This window comes from Ekhidna sp. (assembly GCF_965227465.1).
GTDB lineage: Bacteria > Bacteroidota > Bacteroidia > Cytophagales > Cyclobacteriaceae > Ekhidna.
This window is the reverse complement of the sequence record NZ_OZ245746.1, coordinates 563189-580908: the sequence shown is the minus strand read 5'-3', so window position 1 is coordinate 580908 and position 17720 is coordinate 563189. Positions and strand designations below refer to the sequence as shown.

The window sequence follows — 17720 nt, the reverse complement described above, 5'->3', positions numbered from 1 at the left end:
CGTTTTAAATTATGAATGAATTAATTTCGTGGTTTGAAATTCAAACTAAATTCTGAATTAGCTACCCCTTATGAACAAAAGTAAGCTTGGCCTACCCATAGGAACAACCTTAGACCGCTTTATTAAGCAAAAAGAGGATGAATTTTCATCTGCCACTGGTGAGCTTTCGCAGCTTTTGAGAGACATTGCTTTGGCAGGCAAAATCATCAATAAAGAGGTGAACAAGTCAGGCTTGTTGGATATTACAGGAGGTTTTGGCGAAAAAAACGTTCAGGGAGAAGACCAGCAGAAATTGGATGTAGTCGCTGATATTAGATTTACCAGAGCCCTTAAAAATGGAGGAATGACTTGTGCAGTTGTTTCAGAAGAAGAGCAAGAAATCATCCATTTAAACCCCAACTGCCGGTATGTAGTGGCTATCGACCCCTTAGACGGGAGTTCGAATATTGATGTAAATGTTTCGATAGGAACCATATTTTCTATTTACAAACGTATTTCTCCAGTTGGAGGACCTGTGCAGGAAGAAGATGTTTTGCAAAAAGGAACTGAACAGGTAGCTGCCGGATATATCTTGTATGGCTCTTCAACCATGTTAGTCTACACTACCGGAAGAGGCGTACATGCATTCACACTAGAACCAAGTTTAGGTGAGTTTGTGCTTTCTCAAGATCACATGAAGTGTCCAAAGGATGGTAAAATTTACTCAATCAATGAGGGCAATTATTATGCATTTGATGAGTGGGTAAGGCAGTATGTGGATGATTGTAAGAAAAAAGCAATGACTGCCAGATACATTGGCTCTCTGGTGGCTGACTTTCATAGAAATATGCTAAAAGGTGGAATCTACCTGTATCCGAATACTGACAAAGCTCCAGATGGTAAACTCCGTTTGCTTTACGAATGCAATGCGTTGGCGTTCATAGCAGAGCAATCAGGCGGTGTTGCTACCAATGGCAAAGAAAGAATACTAGACATCCAACCGACTGCTTTTCACCAGCGATCTCCCCTTTACCTCGGATCTGCAAAAATGGTAGAGCATGCCATGTCTTTTATCAAGGCTGATACTGTTGCCGGGTAATGACTTTTTGTCTTTCCCGTTTGATAATCGCTAGTGCCAAGTTACGAGCAATCTCTCCTTGAGCAGATTTCTGAAGCAATGCTTTCACCTTATTTTCAGGGATATCTATCCGATATAGGATATTGAGCAATCGATTGAAATCATGATCTAAAAGGTAATTGACCTGTTTAGTTAAGAAATCTTCTAACCGATCAGCTTCATTTTCTCCCTCCTTAAAATCTAAATGCTCCTCTAATCCTAAATCTTTTCGGATCAGCTGATAACTGCTTCTTACTAATGTAACTTCATCCATGAATAAAGGCTGGTTAAGCAATTATCAGTGATTTTTAATCTACTTAAAAACTTTGTTATGAAAAAACTCATCGTCGTGCTCTTCTGTTGCTTTTACCTGACCTCTTTCAGTCAGGAAAATGACAAGAACGATATTATGCAGGTCATTAACAATGTTTTTGAAGCAATGAGAACGAGTGATAGCACGCTACTAAAAAGCAGCTTTGTTGAAGAGCCGAATACTTTTACCGCTTTTATCAATCAAGAGGGTAAGTCCACGCTTGTAAATGGTGATTTTCAACGATTTATTAATGCGGTAGGACAACCGAAGGATCAGGTTTGGAATGAGCCTATTTGGAATGAGAAAGTTGAGGTGGATGGAAATTTAGCTTCTGTTTGGGTTGATTACGCTTTCTATGTAGATGATCAATTCTCACACTGCGGTGTTGATGCCTTTCATTTAATCAAGCGAGAAGATGGCTGGAAAATATTTCATTTGGTTGATACGAGACGAAAGTCGGACTGTGTCATCCCAGATGAAATTAAGCCTTGACTTTATCCCGAATCCATTCGAAATCCTCAGATTTAATCGAATCTACAAGGATATCACTGAGCTCCTTTGGGGGAATTGTGGTTCTTCTCTTTACAGTATCAAGCCACGCTCCGTCTACATCGATTTTTGCTGATAGATCTCCGTCTTTCGTATAAATATTATGCCTGAACGACCACTTGGAGCCATCCTTTCTTAGCCTGGAAATTGTAAATCCAACTTCAAACTCTTCATTCATCCGAATTTCCTTAAAGAAACGTGTGTCTTCTCTAAATAAAATTGGACCAATATTCATGCTCAGCAGCTTTTGAAATGGCATGCTGATCTCCTCAAAATACATCAGACGTGCCTGAGCACAATAATCATTATAGGCCGTATGGCGCATATGTCCATTGGGATCCAGATCAGCCCAGCGTACACGAAATTTAAATTTTATTTCACTCACTGTTCTTTTCCTCCTCTTTCTCGGCTTTCTTTTTTGGAGTTTTTTTCTTCTCTTCTTTCTTTTCCTCAAGCACTTCCGGAGCTTGTTTTACCAGTTGATCATACCAACTTACTACCTTTTTTATGTCTGAAACATATACTCTAGACTCGTCATAATCTGGTAGAATGAATTTCAAAAAAGCTTTCAATTCTTCCGGACTGCTATTCTTATCCAGATCGGTATCGCCGGCGAATTCTGCATGAATTTTCTTCATGACGTCTTCCAATGGAACAGCCCCTTCAGCATCCGTGGTATAGATCGAAATCTCTGACAGAATGCTTACCTTATTATGCATGGTGGCTACCATCTTCTTTTTATGCTCATCCAATGTCTCCAGAATCACTCCTGTACGTGTAGGTTGAACAATATTGAATAGTGTTCCCTTTCCGGAAACTGCTGCTATATCACTAAACTCCATAATTAAATTTTGAAATCGCAAAAATATCCTATCCGGCTATCTCTGCATTAATTCGATCAATAAATTCTAAAATTTCTTTACCGCCCATACGCTCAGACGATGAGGTAATAAAAGTTGGAGGAAGCTCTTCCCATGTTTTCTTCATCTCCTTTTTATAGCCCGCCACGTTTGACTGGATCTGCGTTTTACCCAGCTTATCAGCCTTTGTAAAAACAATTGAGAAAGGAATCCCCTCTGTCCCCAACCACTCCATGAACTCCAAATCAACCTTTTGGGGCTCGTGCCTAATGTCAACTAAGACAAACACGCAAGCTAAATTTTGACGCTCTTGTAAGTATGAATTGATCATTTTCTTCCAGGCAGCTTTATTAACTTTACTTGTTTGCGCCCATCCGTACCCTGGTAAATCAACCAAATACCAAGTATCATTGATTATGAAGTGATTGATTAGCTGAGTCTTGCCAGGCGTAGATGAAGTCTTTGCTAACTTTTTTCGATTAGTCAAATGATTTATCAAACTCGACTTCCCCACATTGGATCTACCTATAAAGGCGTACTCAGGAATAGAGGACTCGGGACAATCAGTCACATTTGGACTGCTTATAACAAATTCGGCTGATTTTATCTGCATAAGGAAGAAACTGATAACATTTGAACCGTACACGGGTTTAATCCACTAATATTGCGGCAATTATGACGGTACTTCCATACAAAGATAAGTCGGATGCAAAGAAGAAGCAGGTAGCTGAAATGTTCGATAGCATTTCTGGGAAATACGACTTTCTTAATCATTTCTTAAGCTTGGGCATTGATATCAGATGGCGAAAGAAAGCAATCAAGATGTTGAGTGACCTAAAACCAAAAAAAATCCTTGATATAGCAACAGGAACGGGTGATTTTGCTATTGAGTCATTAAGACTTGATCCGGAAAAAGTGATAGGTGTTGATATTTCTGAAGGAATGTTGAATGTAGGCCGTAAAAAAATGAAAAAAAGAGGGTACTCGGATATCATTGATATGCAATCGGGAGACTCTGAAAACATTCATTTTGAAGACAATACATTTGATGCGGTGATCGTTGCATTTGGGGTGAGAAACTTTGAGAATCTGGAAAAGGGGTTATCTGAAATGAATCGAGTTTTAAGACCAGGAGGTCGCGCGGTGATTTTAGAATTTTCAAAACCTACAATATTTCCGTTCAAACAATTATATAATTTTTATTTTCGTTGGATATTACCGAAGATTGGAAAGGTGGTTTCGAAAGACAATGCTGCCTATACTTACTTGCCAGAATCAGTAAATGAATTTCCATTTGGGGATGATTTTTTGGAGATTCTGAAAAAAACAGGATATAAAAACACTAAATGCAAACCATTAACCCTAGGCATCAGCTCAATCTACGTGGGAGAAAAGTAGTCCTTGCATTCATAGTGCTTTTTGGGATGGGCTATTCATCAACAGCTCAGAATAACCCATCTGACAACCTCATTAATTATGAAGATCAATGGATCCACTATGGATTCCTTATTAGCGTTCACTCCTCCAAATACATGATTCGCTACTCAGAGGAATTCACATCTCCTGCTATGGATACCGTGCATTCAATCATTCCCGGCAATCTGGGAGGATTTAAGCTCGGTTTCGTCATTAACATGAAGCTTGCTGAATATTTAGATTTTCGCTTATTGCCAACCGTAGGTTTCTATGAAAATGATCTTAGTTATCGCTTTACCAATGGCACCACTCAGCGAGAACTAAAAGACGCTACCATGGTAGAATTACCGATGCTTTTAAAATACAAATCTGCTCGTAGAGGGAATATCGCTATGTATTTGGTGGCAGGGATAAATCCTTCACTGGAAGCTTCTGGTAAAGGAGATGAACAGGATATTGGACAAAAACTTGAGCTTAGAAACTGGAATCTGGCTATCGATGTAGGCGTAGGATTAGATATTTTTTACCCATTCTTCAAATTCTCGCCAGAAATCAGGTACTCGTATGGGTTGAGAAACATGTTAACAGATGATCCAAATGATTTTAGCATCGGTTTAGAAAAACTGACTACTCAAAACCTGGGGATCTTCATCACATTTGAGGGGGGACCTAGCACTAAACGTAAACTTGGAAAGCAAACCAAAGGTGCAGGCCAAATAAAAGCCCGACAGAAAAAGCGATTAAAAGGTGGAAAAGGAAGGGGCTAAATAATGAGTCAACCAATAGCATTAATAACAGGAGCAACAAGTGGGATTGGAGAAGCAACAGCAAGGCTTCTCACCAAGCAATATCGATTGATTATTTGTGGGAGAAGGAAAGATCGGTTGGAATCACTTCAAGCAGAGCTAGCTGGTGAATCACAAATTCTTTCGTTTGACGTGCGAGATAAAGACACTGTTTTCAAAGCTATCAACTCATTGCCAGAAGAATGGCAAAAGGTAGACATCCTCATCAACAATGCTGGAAATGCACATGGACTGGATTTAATCCATGATGGCAATACAGATGATTGGGATGCCATGATTGATATTAATGTAAAAGGTCTTCTTTATGTAAGCAAAGCTGTTTTATCAGGTATGGTAGCACGGAAGAAGGGCCACATCATTAACATAAGTTCGATCGCAGGTTTAGAGGTTTATCCAAAAGGAAATGTGTATTGTGCTTCCAAACACGCCGTAGATGCACTCACAAAGGGAATGAGGATGGATTTGAATGAACATGGAATCAAAGTCACCTCTATTGACCCTGGTCTTGTCGAGACAGAATTTAGCGAGGTACGATTTAAAGGAAATTCTGAGAAAGCCGAGCAGGTTTACAAGAACTACACACCTCTCACCGCGCATGATGTAGCCGAAACCATCGAATTTGTACTTAGTCGACCTGCTCATGTCATGATTGGTGACTTGCTAATCTTACCGACTGATCAAGCCAGTAGTACAATTGTGAATAAAAAAAGTCAATAGTCTTTTTGAAAGATTTACGATAAACACATATTTGCCGGATGCAAAATATCCTCATCATTGGGGCGGGCAAATCATCAACCGCACTTATCAATTATCTACTGGATCATGCCAGCACTGAAGAGTGGAATCTAACCATTGCTGAAAAAGACCTAACTCTTGCTGAGGCAAAAATAAATGGGCATGAGAATGCTAAAGCGGTTCCTTTTGATGTATTTGATGCAGAATATCTATCTCAGCTTGTGCAGGATCACGATTTGATTATTTCAATGCTTCCAGCTTCACTCCACATTCACGTAGCTAGAAAGTGTGCGGAGCTACAAAAACATTTCTTAACTGCCTCTTATCTAACCGAGGAGATTAAGGCTTTACATGGACAGTTTGAAAGTGCAGGTAAGCTTATGATCATGGAAATGGGTCTGGATCCAGGAATAGATCATATGTCCGCCATGAAAGTATTGGATGATTTACGAGAAAAGGGCTATAAGCTAACAGGTTTTGAAACCTTCACAGGGGGTTTGGTTGCTGAAGAGTCAGTCGGTGATAACCCATGGAAGTATAAGTTTACCTGGAATCCAAGAAATGTGGTCCTAGCGGGTCAGGGAACCTGCAAATTCATTCAGGAAGGAAGATACAAATACATCCCATACCAAAAGCTTTTTAGGCGTACGGAGGCCATTTACATACCGGATCATGGATATTTCGAAGGCTATGCAAACAGAGATTCCCTAGCATATTTGGATGTTTATAATCTAAGAGGAATCAAAACACTCTACCGAGGCACTTTAAGAAGACCCGGATACTGTGCAGCCTGGGATGTTTTTGTTCAATTGGGAGCAACAGATGACACGTATGAAATGGAAAATGTTTCTGAAATGACCCACAGGCAATTCATCAACTCATTTCTAACCTATAATCCAAATGATTCCATAGAGCTAAAATTGGCTCACTACTTGAATCTCGATCTGGATAATGGAATCATGTTTAAGCTCAGATGGCTTGGAATGTTTGAAGAGGAGCTGATAGGCTTAGATAAAGGTACACCTGCTCAGGTTCTTGAGCATATTTTGAAAAAGAAATGGACGTTGGATCCGGAGGATAAAGACATGATTGTCATGTGGCATAAGTTCAATTTTATTGCAGATGGTACTCCAAAGCAGATTGAATCCAGCATGGTCGCACTAGGTGATGATGAGGTGAACACGGCTATGTCAAAAACTGTAGGGTTGCCATTAGCAATTGCTGCTAAATTGATTTTGAAAGGTAAAATCAATTTGAGCGGGGTTCATGTACCCATCAAAAAGGAGATTTACGAGCCTGTGTTAGAAGAGCTTATAAATACCGGCTTAAAATTCAATGAGCGAGAAGTAGAGCCTACTTTCTACTGATTACTTGATGACATGAGCTTTAACAACTGAGTCAATTTCAGCCATCACGTAATCAATCTCTGAAACGTCATTCTCTAAATGGTTATCAATTAGATTTTGAAGATGGGCAGCAATTTTTATCTCATTTTCCTTTTGGTCACCTCTTGCAAAGCGAATCGAGTTCTGCAAGTGGTCCATAGCATGATTGATCGTAACTCGTGCCTCCTCTTTCTTCCCCTCTCTAATAAATTGTTCGGAAATTCGAAGGGAAGCAAAGGCTAAAGAATTCATTGCATCAGCAAAGGCTTCATACATTAAATCTTCGTTGATATCCTCTGCTTTGATGTGCATCTCTACCACCTGAAGATCCTTAATGGCCAATTCAATCGCTCCGGTACTGACACTGTCACCATCTTTCTCCAACAGCTTCATCATTTTAATGGCGTCTTCCAAAAAGTTAATTGCTGTGGCTGATTTTTTATCTTGTAATGTCCGGTCTGCAATATTCATCAATAAATCAGGCTCTGTAGCCAAATCAGTCAAATTTGGATTTTCCAACTTCATGTCACGTTGGATCTTGAAGTAGATCACCAAAGATCCAATCACGATTGCCGCAAAAAGAAAATAAAAAATGCCTCTATTAATATTCATATCGGTAACCCTCTTAAATAATCTCTACTAAAATAGTCTATCATTCCCTACTGGCTTCAAAAGCCGTATCAACTTTTAAATTTTTTCGTTCAGCAGCCTCTACAGCCAGTTGATCACATCTTTCATTCTCCGGATGACCTGCATGCCCTTTCACCCATTGGAATCTAACGTCATGTGGTGCCGAGGCTTTCAAATACCGTTCCCAAAGATCTCGATTCTTTTTCCCTTTAAAGTCTTTGACTACCCAGCCTTTAAGCCATCCTTTAGTGACGGCATCCACGACGTACTTACTATCAGACACCACCAAGACTTTCCAACCCGGCTTCTTAATAGCTTCTAAACCTGCAATAACGGCCAATAGCTCCATTCGGTTATTGGTTGTCATCCTAAAACCATCAGAAAGCTCCTTCTCATTTTTACCATGACGAAGAATGGTTCCATAGCCACCAGGACCCGGATTGCCCTTGGCAGCACCATCTGTAAACATTTGTATCATGCCAATAAGTGGTTTTTGAATATTTTAATCGCTATCGCAAGTAGCACGATACCAAATACTTTTCTTAAAATATTAAAGCCAGCCTTTCCAATCTTTCTTTCCAACCAACCGCTTGTTTTGAGCACCACGTATACAAATACAAGATTTACAGCTATTCCAACAAGAATATTTGCTGTGGAGAACTCTGCTTTTAAAGAAACTAATGTGGTCATGGTTCCTGCACCTGCTATCAATGGAAAGGCAATTGGCACAATAGAAGCACTTTTTGCTTCATCGGGATCTGACCGAAAAAACTGTCGACCCAGAATCATTTCCATTCCTAAAAGAAACATAATTATCGCCCCAGCAATAGCAAACGAGTTGATGTCAATTCCAAAAAGGTTTAAAATACTTTCACCAACAAAAAGAAAAATAACCATGATCACTCCTGAGACAATAGTTGCCTTCTCGGACTGTACGTGTCCAAATTTTTTCCGTAGATCTATGATGATGGGAATACTTCCCAAAATGTCTATTACTGAAAATAGAATAAGGGAAACACTAATAATTTCTTTAAAATTGAGCATTAGATTGATTTATTAGATGATATTTAACACAAAACTAATGTGATTCATAGCCGTATTAGCATAAAAAATTATTCATTTTGCAAATCAATTTAATGACAAAATCAAAAGGTCACATTGGCATTATTTTAGCCTGAATAATTTTAAAAAGGCAGAATCTGGAATAGAACTCAAAAGGACATGATAAAACAGACATTATTTGTACTAATGGTACTAGCAACTTCTTTGTCAATAGCCCAAAATGGGTGGAATTGGCCGGAAGACCCTGATATGAAAACACAAGCCATGGAAAAGCAAGCTTATTATAAGCTTCTTATCGCTCAAAGTAAATATGAGGAAGCTATGGTACCTCTTAACTGGTTGTATGAAAATAACCCGAACCTAAATCCATCCATTTATATTCAAGGAGTAGACTGCATTGAAGATATCCTTAAAAAGACGAAGGATAAGGCACGGAAAGAACGCCTGCAGGATTCTTTGCTATGGATGTATGATCAGCGGATAGCACATTTTGATAATGCGGCATCTACGCTGGACCGAAAAGCGTATGAAGCATTCAAGCTTTACTATAAAACACCTTCAAAATACCCTATGCTAGCAGATTTATATGCTGAAGCTTACGAAATGAATGGGCCGGAGATTTCAACCTTCAACCTAAATACCTACATGCTTTTAGCGAAGAATTTCCATCAAATCAATGCCGACAAGATGCCTGCAGAGAAGGTTTTGGATATTCATACATTGATTTCTGATATCATTGATCAAAAAAGGAAGAATGGAGAAAACAACGAAAAACTAAGCAAAGAACAATCAAAAACTGATGCTTGGCTAAGCTCAATCCCAGGAATACTCACATGTGAGTTTATTGAAGAAAAGTTAGTTCCCAAATTCAGAGCTAATCCAACGGATTTAAATACTGCAAAGAAGATTTTCAAATACTCGGTTGAGGCAAAATGCACGGATAAACCATTCTTTATGGAGGCCAGCGAGCCGGTGTTTAAAGAACAGCCATCTTATGCTCTGGCGAGTACCATTGGTAATAAGTACTTAGCTAGCGGTGAAATAAATAAAGGATTGAAATACCACGAAGAGGCATTGAAGCTGGCTTCTAACGCGGATGAAAAATTTGAATCATTGATGGGTCAAGCAGTCGCAAATAGCAAACTTGGCAATAAGTCGAGATCAAGGACACTTGCCTATGAAGCGCTGAGTTCAAAACCGGCCAGTAAGGAGGCTTATAACCTCATTGGTAACTTATATTTTACCAGCTATGATGACTGCAGAGGTGATAAGAGCAAAGTAATGGACCGAGGCGTTTTCCTGGCAGCCTATAAAATGTACGAGAAAGCGGGCAATGAGATGCAAATGCAAGCTTCAAAAGAACAATTTCCATCAATCGAAGAAATTTTCAATGAAGGAATGGAAGAAGGTCAATCCATTACAGTAGGATGCTGGATCAATGAATCCGTGACATTGCAAAGAAGGTAAACAATTAAAAAGTCCTGCTAGAAGCAGGGCTTTTACTACTACTCCTTTGTAAGTAATTGTGCCCTCATCTCCAGGAGTTTTTCATTTTCAGGCTCGATCTTGAGTCCTCTTTGCACTGAAGCGAGTGCCACTTTATTTTCCCCAAGTGAATTCATAAACCTCGCAAGTGTTTGGTGGACCATAGGCTCATCAGGAAACAGTGAAGCATTTAATTCGAAAACGAACTGTGCTTCAGGAATTTGGAATGAGGTCCAGAGCACATATCCATAGGTATTCAGTTCATAGAAATTTTCCCCTGCTTTAAACTCATTCACCAGCTTTGATTTCATCTTACGAAGATCCTTCATGGAATATTGATCCAAGTACTTGATGAGTTGTTGGGCTATTGGATAGGCTGTTGAGTATTCTTGGCCGCTAAGAACTGTATGGATATCCTTTTCTAGTGATACCACTGGTTCCTCTACAATTCTTCCAATCTCCCCTCCCTCCTGATTATGAAAGATGAATGTCGGCACGCGATGAATGTTCATACCCTGTTCTTCACGCTCAGGTGCCTGTTTATAGTTTTGAAAGCCGGTATTCAGGCAAAGTATTTTAAGCTTTGACAAATCGTAATTTGAAGCCTCCAGGATTTTCACGAAACGTGGCACTTCCCTTCTACTATCTCCACACCATGTTCCCATAAAAATGGTAATAGAATCCGCTTTTTCTAAGTCCATGGACGCTTCATTTACCTGATATTCATCGTGATTCTTCTTGTACCATTCGCCGAAAGGTTCTTCGTTTAGCCGCTCAATACTAGCCTCACCAAGAAGTGTAATTCTTCCATTAGCACTTTCAAATGTGCGATTGAGGGGTTGTGAGAAAGAGATCGATGTTGTTAGAAGTAGTAATACTAGTGATAAGGTCTTCATTTGTTTTTTTCCTCAAAGAATACCGCCAGAAACCAAATCACCTGTTAATGGAATCATAATATTTCTTAATGAGATGTTAAGCCCTTAGTTTTATATCATGAGATTAAAAATCACCCTATTTCTTCTTCTCTTCGCACAGCTAGCTTTTGCTCAAACCATTATAGTATTAGGAATTGCACAGGATGGTGGGTTCCCACACATTGGATGTCAAAATGAATGCTTAAAGGCTCACAAGAATCCTAATCTATCAAAGTATGTGTCGTCGCTTGCTTTGATTGACGAAGAAAATAAACAGTGGTGGTTATTTGATGCAACCCCGAACATGGATAAGCAACTTCAACTTTTCAGAGATATTACTGATGAACAGTATCCATATCTGCCTGATGGAATATTTCTGACACATGCTCATATTGGTCATTACACAGGCCTCATGTTTCTAGGACGGGAGGCACTGGGTGTAAAAGAAATGAAAGTTTATGCACTTCCGAAAATGATAGACTTCTTAAAAACCAATGGCCCATGGAGCCAATTGGTTGACTTGGATAATATTGATCTATTTACTTTATCCGAAAATTCAGCAATTCAAATCAGCGATAATCTTGAGGTTGAAGCGTTTACAGTCCCACATAGAGACGAGTTTTCTGAAACAGCAGGGTTCAGAATCAATCAAAAGGATAAAAGCACGCTATTTATTCCCGACATAGATAAATGGAGTAAATGGGATCAAAGTATAGTAGAACTATTGAGAGATCCTTCCATAAATCATGCATTTCTGGATGCTTCTTTTTACAAGGAGGGTGAACTACCGAACCGTGCCATGAGTGAAGTCCCACATCCATTCGTAACGGAGACTATAGCCTTATTTGAAAATGAACCTCGTTCTATTAAGAATAAAATTGTTTTTATCCATTTTAATCATACAAACCCATTGCTATTTGATCAGCGAACGAAAATCCAGCTACTAAAGAAAGGATACAGCATAGCCGAGCAGGGCAAGACATACAAATAATTATCATGATCCATTTTCGTTTATAGTCTAAGCCATTGTAATCATGAAATCCAGCGTTCTCCTTCTCCTTCTTTTTCACTTACTATTTTCCTCTTATGGACAATATGAAGTTCTGGAGGCAAAAAAAGTAAGCCAGCTATCGGGCAAGAAAATCAAAAAAGGTCACTTTCTGTCAAAAGAAGATGAGATTACAATTTCAGAAAAAGGCTATCTAACACTGGATGTGGAGTCCGCCATGCACATGAAGTTGGCTCCAGGAAAGCACTTAGTAGGTGAGGAGAGTAATAGACACAACAAATGGTACAATACCCATCTTGCACTGACAAAAGAGCTAAAACAAAAGGGTATGATCATGTGTAATTTCAATTACAAGACCCTGGTGGTCCCGGGAAGTAGCAGACACTATGAAATCGACAGGATTGAGCTGGATCAAAAAGGGCTGGTAAAAATAAAAAGTGACACCTCGGCACTAACGGTAAGTTGGGTTAACCCGGATTACACATACAAAAAAGGATACCATTTAATCTTAAGGGATTTTTACAATCAAGGCTTTATCGATGTTATTGAGATAGAGGCCGGCAGCAAGTCGGTAACCTTTTATCCTGGACAGTATGGTCACAAACATATGTATTACAGCATCATTGCTAATGATTGCAGGGCGAGTTTGCGTTACAAAATACAAGTAGATACTAAAAATGCAATGACCAACAAGGCCACTACTTTCAATTAGTTTATACGCTCAATTCTAGCTCCCAAAGCATTTAGCCGTTGGTCTATAAATTGATATCCACGATCTATTTGATCAATGTTATGTATGGTGCTAACCCCTTTAGCAGACATTGCTGCGATCAAAAGCGATACACCGGCACGAATATCCGGAGATGTCATTGTAATCCCTCTTAATGGATATGCTTTATCCAACCCGATAACTGTAGCTCTATGTGGATCACAAAGAATGATCTGGGCTCCCATATCAATTAGCTTATCCACGAAGAATAGCCTGCTCTCAAACATCTTTTGATGAATAAGTACCGTTCCTCTGGCTTGTGCAGCTGTAACTAAGATCACACTCAATAAATCGGGAGTTAGTCCCGGCCATATTGCATCAGCAATGGTCATAATTGAGCCATCAATGTAAGATTCTATTTCATAATGCTCTTGAGCAGGGATATGAATGTCGTCTCCATCAAAATCCATTTTTATACCCAGTCGCTTAAAGGTTTCCGGTATTATTCCCAGCTCTCTGATCTGCACATTTTTGATTCTAATATCCGAACCAGTCATGGCCGCCATCCCAATGAAGCTACCCACTTCGATCATGTCCGGGAGCATGGTATGCGCTGTACCATTCAGCACATTGACTCCCTCAATTCTAAGAAGATTCGAGCCAACACCTTCAATATTAGCGCCCATGCGGTTGAGCATCTTACATAGCTGCTGAATGTACGGCTCACAAGCTGCATTATAAATAGTGGTAAGTCCTTCTGCCATAACAGCCGCCATGATGATATTGGCTGTTCCGGTTACGGAAGCTTCATCCAAAAGCATATAAGCTCCCTTTAGATTTCTTCCGTCAACGGTATAAAAGGAAGTTTGTGGATCATAGTTAAATTTTGCTCCGAGCTTTTGAAACCCGACAAAATGCGTGTCCAGTCTTCTTCTGCCAATTTTATCGCCCCCAGGTTTTGGCATTTTACCAATACCAAATCGGGCTAAGAGTGGGCCAAGGATCATAATTGAACCCCTTAATGAAGAAGCCTTTTCTTTAAAATCTTCGGTATCCAGGAAATCTAAATTGACATTAGCGGCTTTAAAACTGTAAGACTCATCACCGAGCTTTGAAACTTCCACTCCTAAATCGGCCAATAAATCAATTAGCTTGAGTACATCCCTGATCTGAGGGATTTTATTGATGACTACTTCCTGATCGGTGAGTAATACCGCAGAAATGATCTGTAGCGCTTCGTTTTTAGCTCCCTGTGGGGTGATTTCACCATTTAGCTGGTGACCGCCTTCTACCCGAAAAGATGACATTATCTATAAAAGATTTGATGATTTTAGAATTTATTCGATTGGGCAACTAAGCTATCGAAACGATCTTCAAATCAAAAAATCTTGTACGCTAAAAATCGAATTAATTTCTTCTTCTATTATTCGATCTTCCTCCCTGATTGCTTGGTCGGCGGCCTTTTCCTCCTTGATTAGTATTTCGACGGCCCTTGTTGTTGCTGTTGCTTCGTCTACTGAATTGCTTCTTCTCGGAATCAAATAATCCTAGTTCCTTCACAGTTTCAATATCAATATCAAGTTTATTATCGGAAAGGCGCTTAATATTCTTGAGAATTTGCTCGTCTTCGATACTCTCTTTATTCCATGTCTGGAAAAACCCTTTCATCAATCGTCCAATAGCAACTACAGCTCCCTCTTTTTCTTTAGGGTCCTCCATTGCAATGGCTTGGTCGATAAGCAACTCTACACCTCGTCCGTAATGACGGTATTTTATCTCGTTAGAGTAATATTTCAGTCTCTCAGGCTTTCGAGTCAAAACAGAAGCGTCCGGCTTAGGATATGGACCTTCGATCTCAAGTTCAAAATTAGAAATGATGTGTAGGTCATCCCATACTTTCTGATCGCTCTCACTGTCATTACCAAGATCCGGGTTGATCAACTTCATCAGCTCTACCAGTGTAGCAGCTTTTTTATCTCTATCTTCTTTGTCAGTGACTGTCTTAAGATGTGCAACCAGGTTTTGCACGTTTCTTCCATACTCTCGCAATTTTAAATGTACGCGCTGAGTATTGTATTCCAATGATTTATTCATAATAATATTAAGCCTCAAAAATAGCTAATTCAACAATAGGTCAAAGCATACCTCCCATTAATCCTCCCATAAGTGCAAATAGGATGATCAATACATACAACGAAAGTGTTACAATCATGAGTACACCCATGAATAAAAATAATCTCCTTAAATTATTATATGCTTCGGAGCATAGCTGCTGGTCGTCGTTGTGTATACCAGATTTGATTTGTGTACTGAAACGATATAAATAGAGCGATGGAAAGACATATATCAATGCAAAAAGCACGTAAAAAACACCAATTCCACCACCTAGTCCCGGATATAAGTCACTAAAAGCGCCTCCTGCAAACGTCAGACCTCCTAAAACAATAAAGCCACTCATGATAAAGCCTACAATGGAGAGAAACTTTCCCCACTTGGCTGTTTCCAAAAAATTGGTTTTATCTGAGCCTGTTAATTTCAAATCACTTTCTTCCATAATTTTATTTGATTGCTGCTATGCATTTCAACTCAATTGCGATTGGTGTAGGTAAAGAACTAATCTCTACAGTCGTTCGACACGGCTGATTGTCTTTGAAGTACTCAGCATAAATTTTATTGTAGGTTTTAAAGTCGTCTTTCATATTGGTTAGGAAGACGGTTACATCCACCAGATCATCCCAGCTAGCCCCTGAAGCTTCTAGTATTAATCTCACATTTTTAAAAACAGAGTGACATTGCTCAGCTATATCATAACTAACAATATCTCCATTATCATCTAGTTCAACGCCGGGAATCTTCTTGGTTCCGCGCTCCCTTGGTCCCACGCCTGATAAAAAAAGTAAATCACCTACTTGCCTGGCATGTGGATATAAACCAACTGGTTCTGGTGCTTTATCTGAATCGAATTTTTGTGACGACATAAATTTGTATTTTGTTTCCACCCCTGTGGTCCCCTCAAGGGGACAATTATCTTGCAGCTTCTTGCAAGTATTCAACAATTTGATTTAAAACCCAATTGATGTCTCTTTTTACATCCAAATCGTCAAAAACTAAAGTACTTACACCAGCAGCCTTTAATCTTTTTGCTCTTAGTTTATCATATTCTACTTTCCATTCATGACTCGATCCATTAATCCCGATAGCTAGTTTAATCTCATGACAATAGAAATCAACGATATAGTCGAGGACGGGTACTTGGCGATGAAATTGCACACCTAGCTGTCTTTTCCGTATTTCCTGCCATAAAAGTATCTCGGATAAAGTACTGTCTTTTCTCAGTTGACGTGCCTTTTCTTTTAAGTCTTTTCGATATGGAATTATCCCACTTTTAGCCACAACATTATACACTAGCCGTTAACAATTCCTCCCTTGAGGGAGGTTAGGAGGGTGTGTTTTTAACTCTTCATTAACTCTTCAATCTCCTCTGCTTCTATTGGGATGTTTTTCATCAGGTTAATATGTCCATCTTTAGTAATGACAATATCATCTTCTAATCGAATCCCAATATTTTCCTCTGGGATGTAAATACCCGGCTCAACAGTAAAAACCATTCCCTCTTCGAACTCTTTGTAGATAGATGCCACGTCATGCACATCTAAACCAATATGGTGTGAGGTTCCATGCATAAAATACTTTTTATATGCAGGCCACTCCGGATTTTCATTTTTGATATCAGTTTTATCAATCAATCCTAAATCCAGCAATTCTTTCTCCATCAACTTGCCGACTTCCGCATGATATTCCGGAATTCTGTTACCAGGTTTCAGCATTTCAGTCGCTGCATTCTTTACTCGCAACACCGCATCATAGACCTTGCGCTGGCGTTCTGTAAATTTGCCGTTTACTGGAATCGTCCGCGTCATATCTGAATTGTAATTTCCATATTCGGCCCCTACATCCATCAACAAAATATCTCCATCCTTGAGTTGTTCTTTATTCTCCAGGTAGTGCAGGACACACGAGTTTCCTCCCCCGCCAATAATCGGCTCATAAGCAAATCCTTTTGATCTGTTTCGCACAAATTCATGAAGGTATTCAGCTTCTACTTCGTATTCCATAACGCCTGGTCGTGTGAAAGCTAAAACCCTCCTGAAACCCTGCTCCGTAATGTCACAAGCACGCTGCATGACATCTATTTCAATTTGAGACTTAATACATCTCAGATCTTGAAGAATAGGGAACAATCGTTCGTATTCATAAAGCGGGTATTTGGCCTTACACTCTTTAATAAAACGTGAGTTTCTTGTCTCCACCTCACTCGCATTTCGGATATGTTCATTGCTGTCTAAGTAGATGTGATCACATTCTGCCAGAATGGTATAAAAAAGCTTTTCAAAATCAGAAGTCCACTTAATGTTTTGAATACCTGAAGTTTCCGTCCCCTCCTCTTTCGTCAGTTTATGACCTTCCCAAACTGCGATTTCAGCATTTGTTTCCCTTAGAAATAAAATTTCGCGCATTTTTTCATCAGGAAAGTCGGGAGCTATCAGTACGATCGACTCTTCCTGATCCACTCCGGTAAGCCAAAACAGGTTACTGTTTTGCATGAATTTCATCGTACCATCCGCATTAGTTGGCATGATATCATTAGCATGAACAATAGCCACAGAACGAGGCTTCATTCGTTTTGCAAGGTTTGCTCGATTTTGAATGAATAGCTGATTATCAATTGGATCGTATCGCATGGGTTATCT

23 protein-coding genes are annotated in these 17720 nt (G+C 39.4%); 9 read left to right on the top strand and 14 right to left on the bottom strand.

All coding sequences use genetic code 11. The features are described from left to right. Positions 1-70 precede the first annotated feature (70 nt). Complete coding sequence (fbp, locus tag ACO05G_RS02695) at positions 71-1078, top strand: class 1 fructose-bisphosphatase (RefSeq protein ID WP_421764570.1); 1008 nt, start codon at positions 71-73, stop codon at positions 1076-1078. Here the strand turns inward: fbp and ACO05G_RS02690 are convergent. Beyond that, complete coding sequence (locus ACO05G_RS02690; protein WP_421764569.1) at positions 1053-1370, bottom strand: hypothetical protein; 318 nt, start codon at positions 1368-1370, stop codon at positions 1053-1055. The genes fbp and ACO05G_RS02690 overlap by 26 nt on opposite strands. Positions 1371-1427: 57 nt before the next feature. Here ACO05G_RS02690 and ACO05G_RS02685 point away from each other — a divergent pair, with 57 nt between their 5' ends. After that, positions 1428-1901, top strand: coding sequence for a nuclear transport factor 2 family protein (locus ACO05G_RS02685; RefSeq protein ID WP_421764568.1), 474 nt, complete (start codon positions 1428-1430; stop codon positions 1899-1901). Here the strand turns inward: ACO05G_RS02685 and ACO05G_RS02680 are convergent. The 3 genes from ACO05G_RS02680 to yihA are packed head-to-tail and all read right to left on the bottom strand — an operon-like array spanning position 1891 to position 3431. Further along, a complete protein-coding gene (locus tag ACO05G_RS02680) occupies positions 1891-2343 on the bottom strand; it encodes an acyl-CoA thioesterase (RefSeq protein ID WP_421764567.1) in 453 nt (150 codons plus the stop codon). The two genes, ACO05G_RS02685 and ACO05G_RS02680, sit on opposite strands and share 11 nt — an antisense overlap. Continuing rightward, on the bottom strand, positions 2336-2800 hold the full coding sequence (locus ACO05G_RS02675) for a DUF5606 domain-containing protein (RefSeq protein WP_421764566.1): 465 nt from the start codon (positions 2798-2800) through the stop codon (positions 2336-2338). Before ACO05G_RS02675 ends, ACO05G_RS02680 begins: the two co-directional genes overlap by 8 nt. Positions 2801-2828: 28 nt before the next feature. Next, on the bottom strand, positions 2829-3431 hold the full coding sequence (gene yihA / locus ACO05G_RS02670; protein WP_421764565.1) for a ribosome biogenesis GTP-binding protein YihA/YsxC: 603 nt from the start codon (positions 3429-3431) through the stop codon (positions 2829-2831). A gap of 62 nt (positions 3432-3493) precedes the next feature. Here yihA and ubiE point away from each other — a divergent pair, with 62 nt between their 5' ends. Genes ubiE through ACO05G_RS02650 form a run of 4 tightly spaced genes read left to right on the top strand, consistent with a single transcriptional unit; the run spans position 3494 to position 7142 of the window. Continuing rightward, on the top strand, positions 3494-4216 hold the full coding sequence (gene ubiE, locus ACO05G_RS02665) for a bifunctional demethylmenaquinone methyltransferase/2-methoxy-6-polyprenyl-1,4-benzoquinol methylase UbiE (protein ID WP_421764564.1): 723 nt from the start codon (positions 3494-3496) through the stop codon (positions 4214-4216). Continuing rightward, positions 4165-5001 (top strand): porin family protein, encoded by an 837-nt coding sequence (locus tag ACO05G_RS02660; protein WP_421764563.1) that lies wholly within the window; start codon positions 4165-4167, stop codon positions 4999-5001. The genes ubiE and ACO05G_RS02660 overlap by 52 nt, the downstream gene beginning before the upstream one ends. Positions 5002-5004: 3 nt before the next feature. Then, entirely contained in the window at positions 5005-5757 is a 753-nt protein-coding gene (locus ACO05G_RS02655; RefSeq protein WP_421764562.1) for an SDR family NAD(P)-dependent oxidoreductase, read from the top strand. A gap of 38 nt (positions 5758-5795) precedes the next feature. Next, the gene (locus ACO05G_RS02650) at positions 5796-7142 is read left to right on the top strand and encodes a saccharopine dehydrogenase family protein (protein WP_421764561.1); all 1347 of its coding nucleotides are present in this window, start codon (positions 5796-5798) and stop codon (positions 7140-7142) included. On the opposite strand, the gene ACO05G_RS02645 is transcribed toward ACO05G_RS02650, so the two are convergent. From ACO05G_RS02645 to ACO05G_RS02635, 3 genes are read right to left on the bottom strand one after another with little or no spacing between them, the layout of a single operon-like run. After that, a complete protein-coding gene (locus ACO05G_RS02645; protein ID WP_348284892.1) occupies positions 7143-7772 on the bottom strand; it encodes a hypothetical protein in 630 nt (209 codons plus the stop codon). Between the two features lie 40 nt (positions 7773-7812). Continuing rightward, a complete protein-coding gene (gene rnhA / locus ACO05G_RS02640) occupies positions 7813-8268 on the bottom strand; it encodes a ribonuclease HI (RefSeq protein ID WP_348284893.1) in 456 nt (151 codons plus the stop codon). Continuing rightward, complete coding sequence (locus ACO05G_RS02635; protein ID WP_348284894.1) at positions 8265-8834, bottom strand: MarC family protein; 570 nt, start codon at positions 8832-8834, stop codon at positions 8265-8267. The genes rnhA and ACO05G_RS02635 overlap by 4 nt, the downstream gene beginning before the upstream one ends. Positions 8835-9011: 177 nt before the next feature. Between ACO05G_RS02635 and ACO05G_RS02630 the strand changes: the two genes are divergently transcribed. Beyond that, positions 9012-10319 (top strand): hypothetical protein, encoded by a 1308-nt coding sequence (locus tag ACO05G_RS02630; RefSeq protein ID WP_421764560.1) that lies wholly within the window; start codon positions 9012-9014, stop codon positions 10317-10319. A 38-nt stretch (positions 10320-10357) separates the two neighbouring features. On the opposite strand, the gene ACO05G_RS02625 is transcribed toward ACO05G_RS02630, so the two are convergent. Further along, the gene (locus ACO05G_RS02625) at positions 10358-11233 is read right to left on the bottom strand and encodes a thioredoxin family protein (RefSeq protein ID WP_421764559.1); all 876 of its coding nucleotides are present in this window, start codon (positions 11231-11233) and stop codon (positions 10358-10360) included. Between the two features lie 97 nt (positions 11234-11330). Between ACO05G_RS02625 and ACO05G_RS02620 the strand changes: the two genes are divergently transcribed. Then, on the top strand, positions 11331-12242 hold the full coding sequence (locus ACO05G_RS02620) for an MBL fold metallo-hydrolase (RefSeq protein WP_421764558.1): 912 nt from the start codon (positions 11331-11333) through the stop codon (positions 12240-12242). A 43-nt stretch (positions 12243-12285) separates the two neighbouring features. Continuing rightward, positions 12286-12972, top strand: a complete 687-nt coding sequence (locus ACO05G_RS02615; protein WP_421764557.1) for a hypothetical protein — start codon at positions 12286-12288, stop codon at positions 12970-12972. Here ACO05G_RS02615 and murA read toward each other — a convergent pair. From murA to ACO05G_RS02585, 6 genes are all read right to left on the bottom strand, one after another. Continuing rightward, positions 12969-14276 carry a UDP-N-acetylglucosamine 1-carboxyvinyltransferase gene (gene murA, locus ACO05G_RS02610; RefSeq protein WP_421764556.1) on the bottom strand — a complete coding sequence of 436 codons (1308 nt, stop codon included), beginning with the start codon at positions 14274-14276 and terminating at the stop codon, positions 12969-12971. The two genes, ACO05G_RS02615 and murA, sit on opposite strands and share 4 nt — an antisense overlap. 100 nt (positions 14277-14376) lie before the next feature. After that, complete coding sequence (locus ACO05G_RS02605) at positions 14377-15063, bottom strand: DUF4290 domain-containing protein (RefSeq protein ID WP_421764555.1); 687 nt, start codon at positions 15061-15063, stop codon at positions 14377-14379. A gap of 40 nt (positions 15064-15103) precedes the next feature. Then, on the bottom strand, positions 15104-15523 hold the full coding sequence (locus ACO05G_RS02600) for a DUF5362 family protein (protein WP_421764554.1): 420 nt from the start codon (positions 15521-15523) through the stop codon (positions 15104-15106). Positions 15524-15527: 4 nt separating this feature from the next. Continuing rightward, on the bottom strand, positions 15528-15947 hold the full coding sequence (locus tag ACO05G_RS02595) for a RidA family protein (protein WP_421764553.1): 420 nt from the start codon (positions 15945-15947) through the stop codon (positions 15528-15530). A gap of 46 nt (positions 15948-15993) precedes the next feature. Next, complete coding sequence (locus tag ACO05G_RS02590) at positions 15994-16362, bottom strand: endonuclease domain-containing protein (protein WP_421764552.1); 369 nt, start codon at positions 16360-16362, stop codon at positions 15994-15996. A 59-nt stretch (positions 16363-16421) separates the two neighbouring features. Then, positions 16422-17711 carry an aminopeptidase P family protein gene (locus ACO05G_RS02585; protein ID WP_421764551.1) on the bottom strand — a complete coding sequence of 430 codons (1290 nt, stop codon included), beginning with the start codon at positions 17709-17711 and terminating at the stop codon, positions 16422-16424. Positions 17712-17720: the final 9 nt, after the last annotated feature.